10 protein-coding genes, 2 tRNA genes, 2 rRNA genes and 1 riboswitch are annotated in these 21,321 nt (G+C 47.2%); of the genes, 8 read left to right on the forward strand and 6 right to left on the reverse strand.

Annotation, left to right across the window (positions count from 1 at the left end; translation table 11 throughout):
• The first annotated feature begins 233 nt into the window (after nt 1-233).
• The 6 genes from VV1_RS06695 to VV1_RS06720 all read left to right on the forward strand — a co-directional run bounded on the left by VV1_RS06695 (nt 234) and on the right by VV1_RS06720 (nt 6,393).
• A 23S ribosomal RNA gene (locus VV1_RS06695) occupies nt 234-3,121 on the forward strand.
• A gap of 123 nt (nt 3,122-3,244) precedes the next feature.
• Nucleotides 3,245-3,360 (forward strand): 5S ribosomal RNA (rrf, locus tag VV1_RS06700).
• A gap of 30 nt (nt 3,361-3,390) precedes the next feature.
• A tRNA-Asp gene (locus VV1_RS06705) sits at nt 3,391-3,467 on the forward strand.
• A gap of 53 nt (nt 3,468-3,520) precedes the next feature.
• A tRNA-Trp gene (locus VV1_RS06710) sits at nt 3,521-3,597 on the forward strand.
• 224 nt (nt 3,598-3,821) lie between these two features.
• Nucleotides 3,822-4,952 carry an FIST signal transduction protein gene (locus tag VV1_RS06715; RefSeq protein ID WP_011079379.1) on the forward strand — a complete coding sequence of 377 codons (1,131 nt, stop codon included), beginning with the start codon at nt 3,822-3,824 and terminating at the stop codon, nt 4,950-4,952.
• Between the two features lies 1 nt (nt 4,953).
• On the forward strand, nt 4,954-6,393 hold the full coding sequence (locus VV1_RS06720; RefSeq protein WP_011079380.1) for a sensor domain-containing diguanylate cyclase: 1,440 nt from the start codon (nt 4,954-4,956) through the stop codon (nt 6,391-6,393).
• A gap of 29 nt (nt 6,394-6,422) precedes the next feature.
• Here VV1_RS06720 and VV1_RS06725 read toward each other — a convergent pair whose 3' ends face one another.
• A complete protein-coding gene (locus tag VV1_RS06725) occupies nt 6,423-7,757 on the reverse strand; it encodes a cation:proton antiporter (protein WP_011079381.1) in 1,335 nt (444 codons plus the stop codon).
• A gap of 193 nt (nt 7,758-7,950) precedes the next feature.
• Between VV1_RS06725 and metH the strand changes: the two genes are divergently transcribed.
• Complete coding sequence (gene metH, locus VV1_RS06730; protein WP_011079382.1) at nt 7,951-11,631, forward strand: methionine synthase; 3,681 nt, start codon at nt 7,951-7,953, stop codon at nt 11,629-11,631.
• Between the two features lie 81 nt (nt 11,632-11,712).
• On the opposite strand, the gene lysC is transcribed toward metH, so the two are convergent.
• Entirely contained in the window at nt 11,713-13,062 is a 1,350-nt protein-coding gene (gene lysC / locus VV1_RS06735; RefSeq protein WP_039554802.1) for a lysine-sensitive aspartokinase 3, read from the reverse strand.
• Nucleotides 13,063-13,182: 120 nt separating this feature from the next.
• Nucleotides 13,183-13,361, reverse strand: a riboswitch (Lysine riboswitch).
• A gap of 215 nt (nt 13,362-13,576) precedes the next feature.
• Between lysC and VV1_RS06740 the strand changes: the two genes are divergently transcribed.
• Nucleotides 13,577-14,698 carry a pyridoxal-phosphate-dependent aminotransferase family protein gene (locus tag VV1_RS06740; RefSeq protein ID WP_011079384.1) on the forward strand — a complete coding sequence of 374 codons (1,122 nt, stop codon included), beginning with the start codon at nt 13,577-13,579 and terminating at the stop codon, nt 14,696-14,698.
• Nucleotides 14,699-14,762: 64 nt separating this feature from the next.
• Here VV1_RS06740 and VV1_RS06745 read toward each other — a convergent pair whose 3' ends face one another.
• From VV1_RS06745 to VV1_RS06760, 4 genes are all read right to left on the reverse strand, one after another.
• A complete protein-coding gene (locus VV1_RS06745; protein WP_011079385.1) occupies nt 14,763-16,526 on the reverse strand; it encodes a PglL family O-oligosaccharyltransferase in 1,764 nt (587 codons plus the stop codon).
• Nucleotides 16,527-16,592: 66 nt separating this feature from the next.
• Nucleotides 16,593-19,415 (reverse strand): excinuclease ABC subunit UvrA, encoded by a 2,823-nt coding sequence (gene uvrA, locus VV1_RS06750; RefSeq protein ID WP_011079386.1) that lies wholly within the window; start codon nt 19,413-19,415, stop codon nt 16,593-16,595.
• 142 nt (nt 19,416-19,557) lie between these two features.
• Entirely contained in the window at nt 19,558-20,430 is an 873-nt protein-coding gene (gene galU, locus VV1_RS06755) for a UTP--glucose-1-phosphate uridylyltransferase GalU (RefSeq protein ID WP_011079387.1), read from the reverse strand.
• Nucleotides 20,431-20,615: 185 nt separating this feature from the next.
• Nucleotides 20,616-21,263 (reverse strand): response regulator transcription factor, encoded by a 648-nt coding sequence (locus tag VV1_RS06760; protein ID WP_011079388.1) that lies wholly within the window; start codon nt 21,261-21,263, stop codon nt 20,616-20,618.
• Between the last annotated feature and the right edge of the window lie 58 nt (nt 21,264-21,321).

A 21,321-nucleotide genomic window follows, 5' to 3' on the forward strand; every position in this document is an offset into this window, starting at 1 on the left:
AAATCTGCTCTTTAACAATTTGGAAAGCTGACAAAACAACAATTTATTGTTGTTTGTAAAGTTCTCAATGTTTGTCTTTAGGACAAACACCAACAAACACATTCAAGTGTTCTTGGGAAGGTCACTTTTAGTGACTATTCGAAATTGAGTCCGGCAAAATCAACGCTATCTCGCTCATTCAAATAATGAGATAGCAACTTTGGTTGTTTAACAAAGACCCTTTGGGGTTGTATGGTTAAGTGACTAAGCGTACACGGTGGATGCCTTGGCAGTCAGAGGCGATGAAGGACGTAGTAACTTGCGATAAGCGTAGATGAGGCAGTAACAGCCACTTGAGTCTACGATTTCCGAATGGGGAAACCCACTGGCATAAGCCAGTATCATTGAGTGAATACATAGCTCAATGAAGCGAACCGGGAGAACTGAAACATCTAAGTACCCCGAGGAAAAGAAATCAACCGAGATTCCGAAAGTAGCGGCGAGCGAAATTGGATTAGCCCTTAAGCTTTACATGTGTTAGACGAACGGTCTGGAAAGTCCGACGATACAGGGTGATAGTCCCGTAGTTGTAGATGCATGTTCAGTGAAATCGAGTAGGGCGGGACACGTGTTATCCTGTCTGAATATGGGGGGACCATCCTCCAAGGCTAAATACTCCTGACTGACCGATAGTGAACCAGTACCGTGAGGGAAAGGCGAAAAGAACCCCTGTGAGGGGAGTGAAATAGAACCTGAAACCGTGTACGTACAAGCAGTAGGAGCACCTTCGTGGTGTGACTGCGTACCTTTTGTATAATGGGTCAGCGACTTATATTCAGTGGCAAGGTTAACCATCTAGGGGAGCCGTAGGGAAACCGAGTCTTAACTGGGCGCCATAGTCTCTGGATATAGACCCGAAACCGAGTGATCTAGCCATGGGCAGGTTGAAGGTTGAGTAACATCAACTGGAGGACCGAACCGACTAATGTTGAAAAATTAGCGGATGACTTGTGGCTAGGGGTGAAAGGCCAATCAAACTCGGAGATAGCTGGTTCTCCCCGAAAGCTATTTAGGTAGCGCCTCGGACGAATACTACTGGGGGTAGAGCACTGTTAAGGCTAGGGGGTCATCCCGACTTACCAACCCTTTGCAAACTCCGAATACCAGTAAGTACTATCCGGGAGACACACGGCGGGTGCTAACGTCCGTCGTGGAGAGGGAAACAACCCAGACCGCCAGCTAAGGTCCCAAATTACAGCTAAGTGGGAAACGATGTGGGAAGGCTTAGACAGCTAGGATGTTGGCTTAGAAGCAGCCATCATTTAAAGAAAGCGTAATAGCTCACTAGTCGAGTCGGCCTGCGCGGAAGATGTAACGGGGCTAAGTTGTAAACCGAAGCTGCGGCAATGTTCTTTGAACATTGGGTAGGGGAGCGTTCTGTAAGCCGTTGAAGGTGTGTTGTAAAGCATGCTGGAGGTATCAGAAGTGCGAATGCTGACATGAGTAACGACAAGGGGGGTGAAAAACCTCCCCGCCGGAAGACCAAGGGTTCCTGTCCAACGTTAATCGGGGCAGGGTAAGTCGACCCCTAAGGCGAGGCCGAAAGGCGTAGTCGATGGGAAACGGGTTAATATTCCCGTACTTCTTACAATTGCGATGGGGGGACGGAGAAGGCTAGGTGGGCCTGGCGACGGTTGTCCAGGTTCAAGTGCGTAGGCTGAGTGTTTAGGTAAATCCGGATACTCTTAAGGCTGAGACACGACGTCGAGCTACTACGGTAGTGAAGTCATTGATGCCATGCTTCCAGGAAAAGCCTCTAAGCTTCAGATTGTAAGGAATCGTACCCCAAACCGACACAGGTGGTCGGGTAGAGAATACCAAGGCGCTTGAGAGAACTCGGGTGAAGGAACTAGGCAAAATGGTACCGTAACTTCGGGAGAAGGTACGCTCTTGATGGTGAAGTCCCTTGCGGATGGAGCTGACGAGAGTCGCAGATACCAGGTGGCTGCAACTGTTTATTAAAAACACAGCACTGTGCAAAATCGTAAGATGACGTATACGGTGTGACGCCTGCCCGGTGCCGGAAGGTTAATTGATGGGGTTAGCGTAAGCGAAGCTCTTGATCGAAGCCCCGGTAAACGGCGGCCGTAACTATAACGGTCCTAAGGTAGCGAAATTCCTTGTCGGGTAAGTTCCGACCTGCACGAATGGCGTAATGATGGCCACGCTGTCTCCACCCGAGACTCAGTGAAATTGAAATCGCTGTGAAGATGCAGTGTACCCGCGGCTAGACGGAAAGACCCCGTGAACCTTTACTACAGCTTGGCACTGAACATTGAACCTACATGTGTAGGATAGGTGGGAGGCTTTGAAGACGTGACGCCAGTTGCGTTGGAGCCGTCCTTGAAATACCACCCTTGTATGTTTGATGTTCTAACGTTGGCCCCTAATCGGGGTTGCGGACAGTGCCTGGTGGGTAGTTTGACTGGGGCGGTCTCCTCCCAAAGAGTAACGGAGGAGCACGAAGGTGGGCTAATCACGGTTGGACATCGTGAGGTTAGTGCAATGGCATAAGCCCGCTTAACTGCGAGAATGACGGTTCGAGCAGGTGCGAAAGCAGGTCATAGTGATCCGGTGGTTCTGAATGGAAGGGCCATCGCTCAACGGATAAAAGGTACTCCGGGGATAACAGGCTGATACCGCCCAAGAGTTCATATCGACGGCGGTGTTTGGCACCTCGATGTCGGCTCATCACATCCTGGGGCTGAAGTCGGTCCCAAGGGTATGGCTGTTCGCCATTTAAAGTGGTACGCGAGCTGGGTTTAGAACGTCGTGAGACAGTTCGGTCCCTATCTGCCGTGGGCGTTGGAAGATTGAAGGGGGCTGCTCCTAGTACGAGAGGACCGGAGTGGACGAACCTCTGGTGTTCGGGTTGTGTCGCCAGACGCATTGCCCGGTAGCTAAGTTCGGAATCGATAACCGCTGAAAGCATCTAAGCGGGAAGCGAGCCCTGAGATGAGTCTTCCCTGATACTTTAAGTATCCTGAAGGGTTGTTCGAGACTAGAACGTTGATAGGCAGGGTGTGTAAGCGCTGTGAGGCGTTGAGCTAACCTGTACTAATTGCCCGTGAGGCTTAACCATACAACACCCAAAGGGTTTTGATGGACTCGATGTAAGAACATTGAATGTGTAGAGAACATAAACAGCTTTCCAGATTTTTTGCTTTCACTTTTTTAGAAAAAGTGAAGACAAAAACAGAATTTGCTTGGCGACCATAGCGTTTTGGACCCACCTGAATCCATTCCGAACTCAGAAGTGAAACGAAATAGCGTCGATGGTAGTGTGGGGTTTCCCCATGTGAGAGTAGAACATCGCCAGGCTTTTAATTTAGACTTAGGTCTAACCAGTGCGGAGCGGTAGTTCAGTTGGTTAGAATACCGGCCTGTCACGCCGGGGGTCGCGGGTTCGAGTCCCGTCCGCTCCGCCACTTATTTAGAAACCTCGCTAATTAGCGGTTTGTTTTAGATATAAGAAAAATTTAGGGGTGTAGCTCCAATTGGCAGAGCAGCGGATTCCAAATCCGCGTGTTGGGAGTTCGAATCTCTCCACCCCTGCCATATTTAAGGCTCTGAACGAAAGTTCAGAGCCTTTTTCATATTCCATTTTAGAGTATGTAAACTTCTGTTGTTGGTGACTATATCATCGATCCCATATTCCCTTTCGCATCTTCTTTGTTTCTGAAAGCGCCCCTCTGTCTGCTTATTTTATTTCACCTTCAGTATTTGCTCTTGAATGATAGGCAAAAGCAACTAACTTTAATTTAAAGGGATGGGAGCGCATCATGAAGATTGAGCAAATTGTATGGCAAGAAGGTCATTGGCAAGGTTTATCTTCCTCCAGGCAGTTAGATAGCATAAATACATTAATCATCGTGTTTGGACGAGCGAGTGATACATCGCTCGAGCAGTTAAGCGCTCAGATGCCCTACTCCCAAGTCATAGGTTGTAGCACAGCAGGAGAAATTATTGACAATACGATTCTTGAAGATGCTGTAGTTGCAACCATCATACTATTTGAAAAGTCGACAATTCATCTAGCGAGTGCACACATCGAAGACGGAATGAGAGCAAGTTTCAACATCGGAGTTCAGTTAGGTCAGGAGTTATCTTCTCACAAGGATAATTTAAAACACGTCTTTGTTCTGAGTGATGGTTTGCTCATTAATGGGGGGCATCTTGTTGAAGGCTTTCATTCTGTCTTGCCGAAAAACATTAAAGTGACTGGCGGGTTAGCGGGTGATGGTGAGCGGTTTGAGCAAACAACCGTGATTTCAGGAAACCGATCTAGCTCCGGGCTTGTGGTTGCGTTAGGGTTGTATGGTGAGCATTTGTCGGTAGGGTATGGTTCACGTGGCGGTTGGTGTCCTTTTGGCATGGAAAGAAAGGTAACACGTTCAACCGATAATGTTCTTTATGAGCTTGACGATCAGGATGCTTTGTCTATATACAAAACGTATTTAGGAGACTTAGCACAAGAACTGCCCGCTAGTGGTTTGCGATTTCCCCTAGAGATTAGTGTACCTGGTCAAGAGCTAAAGCTTGTGCGCACGTTACTCGCGATTGATGAGGCGCAAGGATCGATAACGTTTGCAGGCAACGTACCCAAAGGCGTCACTGCTAAATTGATGAGAGCCAGTTCAGAATCGCTTATTGAGGGGGCGCGTAATGCCGCGAGTTTGTGCCATCACGATAGTTCATCTCCTGCGTTGGCTATCTTAATCAGTTGTGTAGGAAGGCGCTTACTGTTGAGGCAGTTGGCTGAAGACGAGGTTGAGGCGGTGAGCGAAGAGTTAGGCGAAAATACTCGGGTATGCGGTTTTTACTCGTATGGTGAGATTGCCCCTAGTTCGGAGGAAGGAAGCGCAGATCTGCATAATCAAACCATGACCATTACTGTTCTGTCGGAAATATAGTATGCATCGCTTACTGCAGCGACAGCTCAGAAAAGTATTTCCGCAAGGTCTCCCCGATGACCCTAAAATTCAATTGTTGGTTGAGTTGGTGGAGTCTGGCTATCAGTCCTTCTCAGAGCAACTCACGATATTAGAGCGTTCACTAGACATTAGCAGTGATGAGCTCAATCAACGCAACCAAACCTTAAATTCGATTTTGGACTCATTGCCTGACATGAGTTTATGGATGGATAAAGATGGCATTATTCGAGATGTCAGAATTGGTCATTTTGACCCTCCACTACTTAGCCATGATACTGATACGGATTGCATTTTTGAGCTCCCTTTCATCAAAGCATCTAGCGAGTTTCAAGCTTTTCTTGAGAACTATCAGTCACGTGGTGGAAGAAGCGAAGACATCGCATTTCAGTTGGATGACCACGAATATAGAGTGAGGGCGAACATTACTGCTGTCGGGAATCATCGTTGGCTGCTTGTGTTACAAGACATCTACCTGCGTAAAAAGCTCGAAGAGATGCAATATCAGCGTTTACAACAATCGAAACGTGCTGAAAAACAACTACAGCAGCTCGTAAACTCTGCTCCTATTGGTATTTTGATTTGCGATCCTCGATTGAATATTTTGATGACGAATGATTTTATTTGTCAGCTATTTGGTATGTCTGAACAAGATGTGTTGTCCCACCATCCTATGGATTTTATCTCTTTGCGCAGCCGGGATTTATTCCAGCGTTATATTCAAAAAACCATTAACGAACAAGATAGTCAGGAAATTGCTCGTGCGGATTTGTTACTCATGCTGCCGGAAAAGAAAGATATTCCGATTGAGATGGCCTTCAGCCGCTTAGTTTTTGAAGGCAAACCAATGATCATCATGTCGATCACCGATATCAGTGAACGTAAAAAGCTTGAAGCCATGTTGCGTAATCTGGCGGCGACCGATCCGCTTACAGGTGCATTTAATCGCCGTAGTTTTATGGAGCAAGCCGAAAAATCAATCAGAACGTGTCAACGTTGGAACTGTCCACTGTCAATCATGATCCTAGATATCGATCACTTTAAACAATTCAACGATAGCTATGGTCATGCCGCTGGTGACTTGGTCCTTGTTGAACTTGTTAAGATGGCTGATTTATCAACACGAGAAATAGATATTATCGGTCGTCTAGGAGGAGAAGAGTTCGCCGTTGTGCTACCGGGATTAGGTGAAAAGGAAGCATTTGAAGTGGCGAAGCGATTACGAAGCGTTGTGGAAAACATGCAAGTCAATTATGAACAGCAACCGTTACAAATGACTATTAGCATTGGCGTGGCAACATTGCAGCCGTCGGAGCTTAACACACCTCTCGAACAATTGATGAAACAGGCTGATGAAGGCCTCTATTACGCAAAAGCGCATGGTCGAAACTGTGTTATCTCACCACTGTTAATGAATGGCTGAAGTAAAAAGGGCCCTAAGGCCCTTAATCATTATGATGTAATGGATTCTGTCTTGCCCTCAGGAACAGTCACCGAACTTTGCTTCGCTTCGAATTCAGCTTCTGATTTTTTGGCTTTCTCGATCATTGGAGTGATGGTTGAACCCTGAACCAATATTGAAAAAACCACCACCGCGTAGGTCATCACCAGAATAATCTCTTTCACGTCGATGAGTTTATCTGAAATAACCCAGATACCCGATGGAATTGAGAGTGCCATCGCTAAGGCCAAGCCACCGCGCAACCCGCCCCAAGTGAGGATTTTAATTGACCATGGATTGTATTGGCGGAAGCGTTTAAAGCCGATATAGGACAAAAATACGCTGAGGTAACGAGCGATTAAGACCAGTGGAATAGCGATGGCCATCAAAATCCAGTCCTCTTGATGGAATTTAAACAGCAACATCGACATACCAATCAGAAGGAAAAGCACACCGTTAAGAAACTCATCCACCAGTTCCCAGAAATGATCGAGATGATCTTCACTCTCTTTAGAGAAGCCGATGAATCGTGTCCAGTTACCAATCATAATGCCAGAGACCACCATTGCTAATGGACCAGAAACATGGAGCACTTCTGCAAAAGCATAACCTGCCGTTGGGATGCCAATGGTGAGTAGTAGCTCCATTGAGTGGTCATCAGTGGCACAGATAAGATAATGGAAGAGTAACCCCAATGCGAAACCATACAAAATACCGCCGATGGCTTCCTGGATAAACAACATGGTAACGCTACCTACCGTGGGTGTTTCGTGGCCAAATGCGATGGTAAACAAGGTCACAAAAATCACAAGGCCAAAACCATCATTGAAGAGTGATTCCCCTTCAATTTGCGTTGAGATTCTACGAGGTGCCTTGAGTTTTTTCACGATAGCCAAAACGGCGATCGGGTCGGTCGGTGAAATGAGTGCACCGAAAAGCAGGCAGTAAATCAGATCAAACTGAATACCAATGAGCTGGCAAATGCCATACAGAGCAAAACCAATAAAGAAAGTAGAGAAAAGTGTCGCACCTAGCGCCAACACGGTAATTTCCCATTTTTGGTCTTTAAGGTTGGGTAGTTTGATACCTAAACCACCGGCAAACAATAAGAAGCCCAAAATACCTTTGAGGAGGAAATCTTCAAAGTCGATGCTCGACATGGTTTGTGTGGCGATTTCAGTTAAGTGGAACCAGTTGTTCTGACCAGCAATTAAAATAAGTAATGAGAGCACCATTGAACCTGCGGTAATCGCGATGGTAGTCTGCATTTTGCCTATCTTGCTGTTTACAAAAGCAATCAACATTGCTGCAGCGGATAGAAAGCAGAGAGTATAGTAGACCGACATACAGTTCTCTATTTGTAACAATTTGTGAACGAAATTCTCCTCGTTTGATGAGCAAATAGCAATCTCTTTTTCCTAGTAAAATAGTCCAAGAGGATTGCAGGCAAAATAGTCAAAATTAGTATTTTTAGACGTCTAGACTCCTGAAAATTGTGTGATAGGATGTCAACATTAGAAAAAGGAATGAGGCGGTACTGTGGGAAGTCAAATCAGAGCGCAGATTGAAGCGCAACTAAAACAGAGAATCTTGTTGATTGATGGTGGTATGGGCACCATGATCCAGGGCTATAAGTTGCAGGAGCAAGATTATCGTGGTGAGCGTTTTGCTGATTGGCATAGCGATTTAAAAGGCAATAACGACTTACTGGTGCTAACTCAGCCACAGTTGATTAAAGAAATTCATCATGCCTATCTAGAAGCGGGTGCCGATATTCTTGAAACCAACACCTTTAACGCCACCACCATCGCGATGGCCGACTACGATATGGAAAGTCTGAGCGAAGAGATTAACTTTGCTGCCGCGAGGTTAGCACGTGAAGCTGCGGATGAGTGGACAGCCCAAAATCCTGCGAAACCGCGCTATGTGGCGGGGGTGCTTGGCCCAACCAACCGTACTTGTTCCATTTCGCCAGATGTAAACGATCCGGGTTATCGCAACGTCAGCTTTGATGAGCTGGTAGAGGCGTATTCTGAATCGACTCGTGCACTGATCCGCGGTGGTTCTGATCTCATCCTCATCGAAACTATTTTTGATACCTTGAACGCGAAAGCGTGTGCTTTTGCAGTGGATTCGGTGTTTGAAGAATTAGGCTTCGCACTCCCTGTCATGATTTCGGGCACCATCACCGACGCCTCAGGTCGAACGCTTTCCGGTCAGACGACGGAAGCTTTTTACAACTCTCTTCGTCACGTACGTCCGATCTCTTTCGGCTTAAACTGTGCACTTGGGCCCGATGAACTGCGCCCTTATGTTGAAGAGCTTTCTCGAATTTCTGAAACGTTTGTTTCTACTCACCCGAACGCGGGTTTGCCGAATGCCTTTGGTGAGTACGATCTCTCTCCAGAAGAGATGGCGGAACACGTCAAAGAGTGGGCGCAAAGTGGTTTTCTCAACCTGATTGGTGGTTGTTGTGGCACCACGCCAGAACATATTCGCCATATGGCAATGGCGGTGGAAGGGGTGAGTCCTCGCGTGTTGCCTGAGATTCCAGTTGCCTGTCGCTTATCGGGCTTAGAACCGCTGACTATTGCCAAAGATACCCTTTTTGTCAACGTGGGTGAGCGTACTAACGTTACTGGTTCTGCACGCTTTAAACGCTTGATCAAAGAAGAGCTGTATGATGAAGCGTTGGACGTTGCGCGTGAGCAAGTTGAAAACGGTGCGCAAATCATCGACATCAACATGGATGAAGGGATGCTCGATGCAGAAGCGTGCATGGTGCGTTTCCTTAACCTATGTGCATCTGAACCAGAAATCTCCAAAGTGCCGATCATGGTCGACTCCTCTAAATGGGAAGTGATCGAGGCTGGCCTGAAGTGCATTCAAGGCAAGGGCATCGTGAACTCTATTTCTCTCAAAGAGGGGAAAGAGAAGTTTGTCGAACAGGCGAAACTGATTCGTCGTTATGGCGCTGCGGTGATCGTGATGGCATTTGATGAAGTCGGCCAAGCGGATACGCGTGAACGCAAACTGGAGATTTGTACCAAAGCCTATCGTATTTTGGTCGATGAAGTCGGTTTCCCACCGGAAGATGTCATCTTCGACCCCAACATTTTCGCTGTTGCAACGGGCATTGATGAACACAACAACTACGCGGTCGACTTTATTGAAGCGGTGGCGGACATCAAACGCGATCTTCCGCATGCAATGATTTCTGGCGGGGTATCGAACGTTTCCTTCTCATTCCGTGGTAACAATTACGTCCGTGAAGCGATACACGCTGTGTTCCTTTACCACTGTTTTAAGAACGGGATGGACATGGGCATCGTGAATGCTGGCCAGCTCGAAATTTATGACAACGTGCCTGAAAAGTTACGTGAAGCGGTCGAAGATGTCGTACTAAACCGCCGCGACGATGCCACTGAGCGTTTGTTGGAGATTGCCGAAGAGTACCGTGAAAATGCCGTGGGCAAGCAAGAAGATGCGTCGGCGCTAGAGTGGCGTACTTGGTCTGTCGAGAAACGTCTTGAGCATGCTTTGGTTAAGGGAATCACCGAATTCATCGTCGAAGACACCGAAGAAGCGCGCTTAAATGCCAGCAAACCACTGGAAGTGATTGAAGGTCCTCTGATGGACGGCATGAACGTGGTGGGCGATCTGTTTGGTGAGGGCAAAATGTTCTTACCACAAGTGGTGAAATCCGCACGCGTCATGAAGCAGGCGGTGGCTCACTTGGAACCCTTCATCAATGCGTCAAAACAAGCGGGTTCTTCGAACGGCAAGATCCTATTGGCGACGGTGAAAGGGGATGTACACGACATCGGCAAAAACATTGTTGGCGTGGTGCTGCAATGTAATAACTACGAGATCATTGATCTCGGTGTGATGGTGCCGTGTGAACAGATTTTGAAAGTCGCGAAAGAGCAGCAAGTCGACATCATTGGCCTGTCTGGTTTGATTACCCCATCACTCGATGAAATGGTGCACGTAGCCAAAGAGATGGAGCGTCTTGGTTTTGATTTGCCATTGTTGATTGGCGGCGCGACCACATCAAAAGCGCACACTGCGGTGAAGATTGAACAAAACTACTCACATCCTGTTGTGTACGTAAATAACGCCTCTCGCGCAGTTGGTGTTTGTACCTCGTTACTCTCTGATGAGCTGCGTCCTGCGTTTGTTGAACGCTTACAGGCTGATTATGAGTTGGTTCGCGATCAGCATAATCGCAAGAAGCCGCGTACTAAGCCGGTGACGTTAGAAGCGGCACGTGCGAACAAGGTGGCAATTGATTGGCAAAGCTACACGCCTCCTGCACCGAGTCAGCCTGGTGTACACGTGTTTGATGACTTTGACGTGGCGACGTTACGCCAATACATAGACTGGACACCATTCTTCCTCACCTGGTCATTGGTGGGCAAATACCCAACGATTTTTGAGCATGAAGAGGTGGGTGAAGAGGCGAAGCGTCTATTTGGAGATGCCAATGAGTGGCTAGATCGTATCGAACAAGAAGGGTTACTCAAGGCACGTGGTATGTGTGGCCTGTTTCCTGCGGCAAGTGTTGGTGATGACATAGAAGTCTATACCGATGAGTCTCGCACTCACGTGGCGAAAGTGTTGCACAATCTTCGTCAACAGACGGAGAAACCCAAAGGGGCGAACTACTGTTTGTCAGATTACGTTGCGCCAAAAGAGAGTGGTAAAAAAGATTGGATCGGCGCTTTTGCTGTGACTGGTGGGGTGAACGAGCGTGAGCTCGCAGATCAGTTCAAAGCACAGGGTGATGACTACAACGCCATCATGATTCAAGCGGTTGCCGATCGTCTAGCGGAAGCTTTTGCAGAGTATCTGCATGAACGTGTCCGTAAAGAAATTTGGGGCTATGCTGCCGATGAAAACCTTTCAAACGAAGAACTGATCCGCGAGAAATACCAAGGGATCCGTCCTGCACCGGGTTACCCTGCCTGTCCAGAGCACACCGAGAAAGGGCCGTTATGGGAACTGCTTAACGTAGAAGAGACCATTGGCATGTCACTCACCAGCAGTTACGCGATGTGGCCGGGAGCTTCGGTATCAGGATGGTATTTCTCTCATCCCGATTCTCGTTATTTTGCCATCGCACAAATTCAGCAAGACCAAGTGGAAAGCTACGCTGAGCGTAAAGGTTGGGATCTCTTGGAAGCCGAAAAATGGCTTGGTCCTAATATTAATGGCTGATACTGGCCAGCGTTGAGCAAACGAAAAGGTCACAGCGATGTGACCTTTTCTCTTTGGATCAATGTGATCTTGAAACGATGTTTAGCGTTCAAAAAGATCTTGATGCAGTTTTTGGATCACGCTCTTAGAGTCGTGTGCATCGACTAAGAAGCAAAGGTTGTGATCACTTGCCCCGTAACAGATCATACGCAAATTGAAATCCCCTAAGGTGCTGAAGACTTCTTTAGCGTAACCCTTTGTCTCCATATGATTGCCGATCAAGGCCACCAGACAAAGGTTGTGCTCGACTTCAACAGTGCATAGCTCTTCAAGCTCCTCTCGCGCGGCCTGTGGCAGTTCAGGTGCACCACCAGAAGTGTCCGTTTTGTCTAGAGTGAGGGAAACGCTGATCTCTGAGGTTGTGATCAAATCCACGGAGATTTTATGTTTTGCGAGAATTTCAAATACTTTGGCTAAGAAGCCGTACGCATGGAACATTTTCGCACTGCGTAAGGTGACCATAGTCTGATTGCAACGCAGTGCCAGTGCACGGAAAAGCGGCGAGCTTTGTGCTTCGTGGCGAATCCAAGTACCGCCTTTTTCTGGCTCTTTTGACGATCCGACAAAAACTGGAATGTCGTGACGAAGGGCTGGAACGAGCGTTGATGGGTGCAGAATTTTGGCACCAAAGTTAGCCATTTCAGACGCTTCTGCAAAGCTGATTTCTGGAATTGGCGCTGCTTTCGCCGCAATGCGAGGATCAGTGGTGTAGATCCCTGGAACATCGGTCCAAATCTCTAGGCCACTTGCTTTAACGCCTTCGGCAATCAAAGCCGCACTGTAATCACTGCCACCACGGCCTAAGGTGGTGGTATTACCTTCCTCATCCGAGCCGATGAAGCCTTGAGTCACTACCACGTAATCGCGGCAAAGTGGTAAAAGCTTCTCTTGCGCCAGCTCTGCAATCTTTGCCACGTCAGGTTCTGCGCGGCCAAAGTTGTCATCTGTGCGTAGGACTTCTCGAATATCAAATCGCACCGCGTTGACTCCACGCTCACGCATCAACTGGGCCAGAATATGAGTCGACATCAACTCACCACACGCGACCAAGTGGTCGGTGAGTTTATTGCTGGCTTGAATCGATGCGGCTTCAGCAAGGCTAGTGATGGTATCTAGAATGGCATACACTTCCGCCGCCGCTTCTGTTGCATCTTCCAATTGATTGAGAATCGCGTCATGAATTTCAGCCAATTGGGCTAGAAGTTCAGCGCGTCTTTCCTGTGATTGAACACCATTGGCCAACTCTACCAATAGGTTAGTGACGCCAGAGCATGCACTGCTTACCACTAAGCGTGTCTCTGGATTGTTTTCAATAATGGCCGAGCAACGACTCATTGCCTCAAAGTTTGCAACACTTGTTCCACCAAATTTCGCTACATTCAATGCGCTCACGGCATTTCTCCCACGACTTCCGAAAAATATTAACCGTTGGTAATCCAACATCCGATGTTTGTTTTGGTGAGGAAAGGGGCAGAGCAGTTTAGAGAGGTCAGTTTGAATAATCAGAAAATCCATCTCAGAAGCTCTTCATCAGGCTGAGCTGATGACAGTTGATGGGACTCAACCCAAGTCAACCGACAGATCAAATCCTGCAATTTTGATCTACCTCGGCACTACTCCCCCTGAATGTTCTGTGTTGGAGTTGCGGCTCCACAAAACATCTGCCTGGGCAGTGCTCCTCTTCTGCAAAAAGCTTAAACATTGAACGTTTTTCACACTCCAATGTCAACGCTTAATTCGATCGTGATTGAAAGTTTTTATTAACAAATTTGTGACACTGGTTTGACCTCTAAGACTGTCGGCTAATTGCTGTCGTTGCTCGTTTGCTTTAGTGTGGAGAAACATAATTTGCATTAAAACGATTACGCTGTCCGTTAACCTTTTTCACGCTTAGCAAGGAGCCGGTATGTCAATTCAAAGCTTTATTCCACCACGCCGTATTTTAATGGGGCCAGGACCGTCTGATATTTCCCCGCAAGTATTACAAGCACTTAGCCGCCCAACCGTGGGGCACTTGGACCCGCTGTTTATTCAGATGATGGATGAGCTCAAACAATTGCTTAAATACGCCTTTCAAACTAAGAATGACTTTACCATTGCGGTCTCTGCGCCAGGCAGTGCGGGAATGGAAGCGTGCTTTGTGAACCTGATTGAACCGGGAGATAAAGTCATCGTCTGCCGCAATGGCGTGTTTGGTGAGCGCATGCGTGAAAATGTCATTCGCGCTGGTGGTGAGGCGATATTAGTGGATGATGAGTGGGGAACACCAGTCTCGATTGAGAAGGTCGAGCAGGCCTTAACGCAACATCCGGATACCAAAATTCTGGCTTTTGTTCATGCAGAAACATCGACAGGCGCAAGAAGTGATGCGGAGACACTGGGGAAATTAGCAAAACAATATGGAGTGCTGACGATCGTTGATACGGTCACTTCGCTGGGAGGCATTCCGCTTAAAGTCGATGAATGGCAACTTGATGCTGTGTATTCCGGTAGTCAAAAATGTCTCTCTTGTGTCCCGGGTCTTGCTCCTGTGACGTTTTCTTCTGCCGCCATTGAGAAAATTCAGTCACGTAAAATACCCGTGCAAAGCTGGTTCTTAGACCAAAGCTTAGTGTTAGGGTATTGGAGTGGGGAAGGAAAACGCAGTTATCATCATACCGCACCCGTCAACAGTTTGTATTCACTGCACGAAGCGTTGTTGATGCTGAAAAATGAAGGCCTGGAGAACGCTTGGGCGCGGCACGAAAAGATGCACAACAAGCTGAAAGTGGGTCTCGAAAAATTGGGGTTCCAATTTGTGGTCGATGAAGCGTACCGTTTGCCTCAACTCAACGCGATCTATGTGCCGGAAGGTATCGATGAAGCGAAAGTGCGTAGCCATTTGCTTGAAACCTATAACTTGGAAATTGGCGCCGGTCTAGGAGCGTTAGCTGGTAAAGCGTGGCGTATAGGCTTGATGGGTTACGGTGCGAGAGAGGAAAATGTCGCGTTATGTTTAAGAGCGCTTGAAGAGTCGCTCACTCAATAATCTTTGGTCAGTTAACAATAAAAAAGCGAAGCTGGTGAGCTTCGCTTTTGTATTACATGACAAACTACTGACCGGACGACACGGAGTGAGACAATGCCGCTGACGGTGGTTGATAGTGAATGTTGCTGAAGTCGTTTTTAGGGAAGAGGAATTCAGCTTCCGTCTTTACTTGTTCTGCCTTACTCAAATCGCCAAGCCCTTGGTAGGCTAAGATTAAATTGGAATAAAACGCTGGTCTTGGCTTGGTCTTAATAATGTCAAGGGACCAATCAATATAGGGCTGAATCAATTTGGCATCTTGTGTTGCTAAGCCAATGTTGAGGTAGGTGCTGTAGACATCCCAATCGAAACGATCTTTCCACACCACGGGATTGGTGACGCGTTGTAAGAGATCTGGATTGACTGGGCGAGTGGTTTCAAACTTGGTCAGCACGTAGTTAGTATGCAGGGCGCTCAGCATGTAGAAAGTGGTCAGTATCGGCACCACTAAACTGGCGATTCGTAATGCCGTTTTACTGATGCGAGAAAAATTCACGCTTTTGACTTTCGCTACACGTTGATCAACCCAATAGATGAGTATGATGAAAATCAGCCAGTGTGCCGCAGAGTGATAAAAAGGGTACTCCAGTTGACTGTGTAGTACGATCGGCACAAACAAGGCAAACATGGCCAAACGCGTGCCTTTCTTGGCACTGTAGATTCGGTTCAATACCAAGATGGCTGCGAGAAAAATCCCTAATAGTGGAACAAGCCCACCTTCTACACCCCAATAGAGTAGCTCGTTATGTGGATGATCCATCGCCGGAAGTGCTGGTGGATATTGCTTGTTGAGTAAGTGCTGCCTTGCCGTGTACAAGGTGTAAGCCGATTCAAAATTGCCGTAACCGTAGCCAGTAAAAGGCTTCTCTATCAGCATGTCGAGTGCTTGTGGGAAGGTATAGGCTCTTGCTGATTCTAAATTGGTTTTCTGCCCCGCCAAATTGCTCTCGGTGCTTTGAAGTAGCGCACCGGATAAGCTTAAACCCAGAATAATGGACCCCAGCCAACCCCAAAAACGAATTTTAGTACCAAATCGGTAGAGATAGGGCAGCAACAAAAGAGTGGCAATCATAGCGGCTAGCCAACCGGTACGAGAGGCTAACACCACGATCAAAGGGACGGTGAGCAGTGGAATCAAATAGAGTAAAGTGATTTCACTCAGATGCTTATTGTATTTGTGTGGCTGTCTCGCTAGTAGGTAGCCAGAAATAATTAACCCCGTTGCAAGGAAGCTTGCCATCACATTGGGTTGTTGAAATATGCCATATGGTCGATTTGACAGCGTGTCATACCCCATCCAATTACCGGGTTTGAGCCAAAGGAACTGGTAATAACCGATGAAGGATTCGATCACGACAGCCAATACGACCAGCCATAACAAGCGTTGTTTGTATTTATTACTAAAGCTAAATTGTTGCAGTAACACAAAGAAGCCAAAGCCAGCCCAGAGGCCAACTAAGCGACTCACCGACTGCATGTAGTGACTGTTGGCATAAAAAAGTGGCACGGTCAGAATGAGACAACTGACAAATAGGCCAATGGTCAGTTTGGAATAACGTAAATATTGCTGGCTAGCAAGCTGGTAGCAACCAAGCGCAAAGACAAAGGAGAACGCAATCCAAGTGGTTGGGTTGAAAGAGAGCGCAAGCCCCGCGCCTCCAGGATTGGGCATAAAGAAATGCATAGCGACGAGAAAGAGGATCGCCAGTGCCAGTAAAAACTTTTTGTTGAGAGGCACTTGTGCCTTAGGTTCTGCTAATTGCGTACCGCTTACGTGTATCGTTGCCATAACGTGATTCTTAATCTGAAAAAAGAAACCAGCTTTACGCTGGTTTCATCACTTTACCTGTTTTTTCTATTTCAACATAGGCTTAAGGAAGCGTGCGGTATGCGAACCTTCGATCTGCGCCACATCTTCAGGTGTTCCTTGGGCAATGATTTCCCCTCCACCTTGGCCACCTTCTGGACCTAAGTCGATGATCCAGTCGGCCGTTTTGATCACATCTAAATTATGCTCAATCACGACAACGGTGTTGCCATGATCACGTAAGCGATGCAAGACGGTCAACAGTTGCTGGATATCGTGGAAGTGTAGGCCCGTTGTTGGTTCATCCAAAATATAAAGGGTTTTGCCCGTATCGCGTTTGGACAACTCACGAGCCAGTTTTACCCGTTGTGCTTCACCGCCAGAGAGGGTGGTGGCCGCTTGACCTAAACGGATATAAGAAAGACCAACATCCATTAAGGTTTGCAGTTTACGCGCGATGACAGGGACAGGAGCGAAAAACTCATGAGCGTCTTCAACGGTCATCTCTAGCACTTCATCGATGCTCTTCCCTTTGTAGTGTACTTCTAACGTTTCACGGTTGTAGCGCTTGCCTTTACACACATCACAAGGGACGTAAACATCAGGTAAAAAGTGCATTTCAACCTTGATAACACCATCACCTTGGCAAGCCTCACAGCGGCCACCACGAACGTTAAAGCTGAAACGCCCTGGCTTGTAGCCACGAGAACGAGACTCTTGGGTGCCGGAGAACAGCTCTCGAATCGGAGTGAAAATCCCCGTATAGGTCGCTGGATTCGAACGCGGTGTGCGGCCGATGGGGCTCTGGTCGATATCGATGACCTTATCAAAATGCTCTAAGCCTTTAATAGACTTATAAGGCGCTGGTTGAGCTGTGGTCGCCCCATTGAGTTGGGTATGAGCAATTTTGAAGAAGGTGTCGTTAATCAGTGTTGATTTACCCGAACCAGAAACCCCAGTGATACAACTGAATAGCCCGACAGGCACCGAAAGATTGACCTCTTTAAGGTTGTTGCCACTGGCTCCAATGAGCTCAACCGTTTTGTTCTTATCTCTTGGTGTGCGTTGAGTCGGCACAATAATCTGCTTGGCTCCGCTCAAGTATTGTCCGGTCAAGGAATCTGGATTGGCGAGAATCTCGGCCATTGTTCCTTCGGCAACCACTTGGCCACCATGTACGCCTGCACCAGGACCAATGTCAATCACATGGTCGGCACAACGAATCGCATCTTCATCATGCTCTACGACTAATACGGTATTGCCGAGATCGCGTAAGTGCGTCAGTGTTTTGAGTAAGCGCTCATTGTCACGCTGGTGAAGGCCTATTGACGGTTCATCGAGCACGTACATCACGCCAACCAAACCGGCACCGATCTGGCTAGCCAGACGAATACGCTGTGCTTCGCCACCAGACAAGGTTTCAGCGCTGCGAGACAGGTTCAAATAATTGAGGCCAACGTTGACTAAAAACTGCAGTCGATCGTTGATCTCTTTCATGACCTTCTCCGCAATTTGAGCTCGCTGCCCTTCGAGTTTTAAGGTGGCGAAAAAGGTCAATGCATCCGCGATACTCAACTCGACGATTTGTGGCAATGTCGTGTCATTAATAAACACGTTGCGTGCTTCTAGGCGCAGACGAGTTCCACCACAACTGGTGCAAGGTTTGGTGGAGATATATTTTACCAACTCCTCTCGTACCGAGTTAGATTCGGTGTCGCGATAACGGCGCTCGAGTGTATTGAGAATACCTTCAAATGGATGGCGTTTAAGACGAATGTCGCCTCGATCGTTGATGTACTTAAATTCGATTTCAGTGCGCCCTGAGCCTTTTAAGATGACCTCTTGGATGCGTTTTGAAAGCGAATTAAAAGGGGCATGTAAATCGAAATCGTAATGCTCAGCCAGCGAGGTGAGCATTTGGAAATAGTAATAGTTCTTCTGATCCCAACCACGAATCGCCCCTTGTGCAAGACTTAAATTGGCATCTTGAATCACACGTTCTGGGTCAAAATATTGCTGTACCCCGAGGCCATCACAGGTGCCACAAGCCCCTGCTGGGTTATTGAACGAGAACAAACGTGGCTCAAGCTCTTGCATACTATAACCACAGTGGGGACACGCAAAATTGGCGGAAAAAACGATCTCTTCACCGTCACCCTCCATAGGGGCAATCACAGCGATGCCACCTGAGAGTTCCAGTGCCGTTTCAAAGGATTCTGCGAGCCTTTGTTGTAAATCGCCACGCACTTTAACGCGGTCAACCACCACTTCAATGGTGTGCTTTTTGTGTAACTCTAGCGTTGGTGGATCGGTGAGGTCACAGGTCTCTCCGTCAATACGCGCACGGATAAAACCTTGAGCAGCAAGATTCTCTAATGTTTTAACGTGCTCGCCTTTGCGCTCTTTCACGATGGGGGCGAGCAACATCATTTTGGCACCTTCAGGCAGCTCCAGCACTTTGTCGACCATTTGGCTAATGGTTTGAGCGGCTAAAGGGACTTGATGTTCAGGACAGCGAGGCTCACCAACGCGGGCATACAGTAGGCGAAGGTAGTCATACACTTCTGTGATGGTTCCTACGGTTGAGCGCGGGTTGTGTGAGGTGGATTTTTGCTCGATAGAAATGGCTGGCGAGAGGCCTTCAATGTGGTCAACATCGGGCTTTTCCATCAATGAAAGAAATTGACGAGCATAAGCAGAGAGGGATTCAACATAACGTCGCTGACCCTCTGCGTACAAAGTGTCAAATGCCAAAGAAGACTTACCTGAGCCGGATAAGCCCGTAATAACGATCAGTTTATCTCGGGGAATGGTGAGATTTATGTTTTTGAGATTATGGGTACGTGCTCCGCGAACTTCTATCTTGTCCATCTTTGATGCTCTGTGTAATACCAACAAGTTGAGCAAGTATTACATAGTGTGAGAAATGTGCAATAAAATACTGGATAAAAAAACAGTTAAAAATAAGGCGCTTTATTTAAAGCGCCTTACGTCTCGGTTTAGAGGAAGTTGATTACTTCTCTTTTTGCGTACTGAATTTACCCAATTCAGACGTCTTCTCATCTTTCAGATAAAGGTTTTGGTAGCAATAGTTGGTTGCTTCGATATAGCCTTCAACGCTGCCGCAATCAAAACGACGACCTTTAAACTTATATGCCAATACACAACCTGCTTTTGCTTGTTTGAGTAGTGCGTCGGTGATTTGAATTTCCCCGCCTTTACCTGGTTCAGTTTGCTCAATCAGATCAAAAATATCTGGGGTAAGAATGTAACGACCAATAATTGCAAGATTACTTGGCGCGGTACCAGGTTCTGGCTTCTCCACCATGTTGTCTACGCGGAAGAGATCGTCTTTGATCATTTCGCCAGAGATCACGCCGTATTTATGAGTTTCATTTTCAGGTACTTCCTGAACAGCAACGATCGAACAGCGGAACTGCTTAAACAGCGCGACCATTTGTGCCAAGACACCTTGTTCTTCATTGACACAAAGGTCATCAGCCAGTACGACGGCAAAAGGTTGATCCCCAACGAGTTCACGGCCCGTTAAGATGGCGTGCCCTAAGCCCTTCATTTCACGCTGGCGAATGTAGGTAAAGTTCGCGGAGTCGATCAAAGCACGTACATCTTCCAATAGGGCTTCTTTGTTGGTACCACTAATCTGATGTTCTAATTCGTAGTTTTTATCGAAGTGATCCATGATTGAATGCTTACCACGACCAGTAACAATGCACATTCCGTCCATACCCGCTTGGATGGCTTCCTCCACACCGTATTCGATCAGAGGTTTGTTCACCACTGGCATCATTTCTTTTGGCATCGATTTGGTCGCAGGTAAGAAGCGAGTGCCGTAGCCAGCGGCAGGGAAAAGGCATTTTTTAATCATTGAATAGTGTCCTTATCAAATCGAACTCCTCACCGAAACAATACGCACGTAAAAATTAAAGCCGAGCGCGCAGCATTTCCTTTGTGGTGTGTTGTTCCATAAACAGTTAGTTATCATTAGGGGCGATTCTAACCTGTTATTTTGTCATACGTTACACTCTAAAGGAAAATTCGCGATCTTCTTACTTATGAGATCAAATTTTGGTCAGCCCACGCGGCAGCTTGGACACGATTCTTCACGGAGAGCTTTCTAAAGGTTTGATAGAGATGCGACTTTACGGTGAATTCACTAATGAAAAGATCTTCGGCGATTTGAGAATTTGACTTGCCAGACTGCACGCAGCGTAACACTTGAATTTCTCTCATCGTGAGATCCACATTCACTGGTGAAGTGTGTGAACAAACCATATTTCGATAGTAGTGGATGAGTTGTGCACTGACGTCGCGTGGCAGCCAGCTTTTGCCATTAATCACCGAATTTAGTCCTTTGGCCATGTCTGTAATGGCGGTGTCTCGGTAGAAGATCGCTTTGCACTGGCCAAAACCGATCAGTTCCTCAGTCGTCAATCGGCTAGGTACATTACACAGGACCGTTTCAAACCCTTTCCATATCAGGGGTAGGTTTTTAATTTCTCTCAACAGCACCTTATGTTGCTGATGATCAATTAATAAGATGCGATTACGATGATTGGGATCAGCTTGCATGAGCGTTGCCGGGGTAATCACAGGGATCTCCATTTGAATCTGTTTAGCTAATACCGTGACGAACTCAGGAGTTTGTTCGTTTTGCAAACTGATAAAAAATGGCTTCCGCGCGTAAGAAGATTTTCTCATAACAACCTCCATTTATGGTTAATTATTGAATAAGTCGAATGCGCGGGTGCAACGTTGT

The sequence above is a fragment of the Vibrio vulnificus CMCP6 genome (genome assembly GCF_000039765.1).
In the GTDB taxonomy this organism is placed as follows: Bacteria; Pseudomonadota; Gammaproteobacteria; order Enterobacterales; family Vibrionaceae; genus Vibrio; species Vibrio vulnificus_B.

Coding starts and splice junctions, on each gene's coding strand:
- VV1_RS06720 (WP_011079380.1), top strand. CDS start 4,954: ATGCATCGCTTACTGCAGCGACAGCTCAGAAAAGTATTTCCGCAAGGT.
- uvrA (WP_011079386.1), bottom strand. CDS start 19,415: ATGGACAAGATAGAAGTTCGCGGAGCACGTACCCATAATCTCAAAAAC.
- VV1_RS06745 (WP_011079385.1), bottom strand. CDS start 16,526: ATGGCAACGATACACGTAAGCGGTACGCAATTAGCAGAACCTAAGGCA.
- galU (WP_011079387.1), bottom strand. CDS start 20,430: ATGATTAAAAAATGCCTTTTCCCTGCCGCTGGCTACGGCACTCGCTTC.
- VV1_RS06715 (WP_011079379.1), top strand. CDS start 3,822: ATGAAGATTGAGCAAATTGTATGGCAAGAAGGTCATTGGCAAGGTTTA.
- VV1_RS06760 (WP_011079388.1), bottom strand. CDS start 21,263: ATGAGAAAATCTTCTTACGCGCGGAAGCCATTTTTTATCAGTTTGCAA.
- VV1_RS06740 (WP_011079384.1), top strand. CDS start 13,577: ATGTCAATTCAAAGCTTTATTCCACCACGCCGTATTTTAATGGGGCCA.
- VV1_RS06725 (WP_011079381.1), bottom strand. CDS start 7,757: ATGTCGGTCTACTATACTCTCTGCTTTCTATCCGCTGCAGCAATGTTG.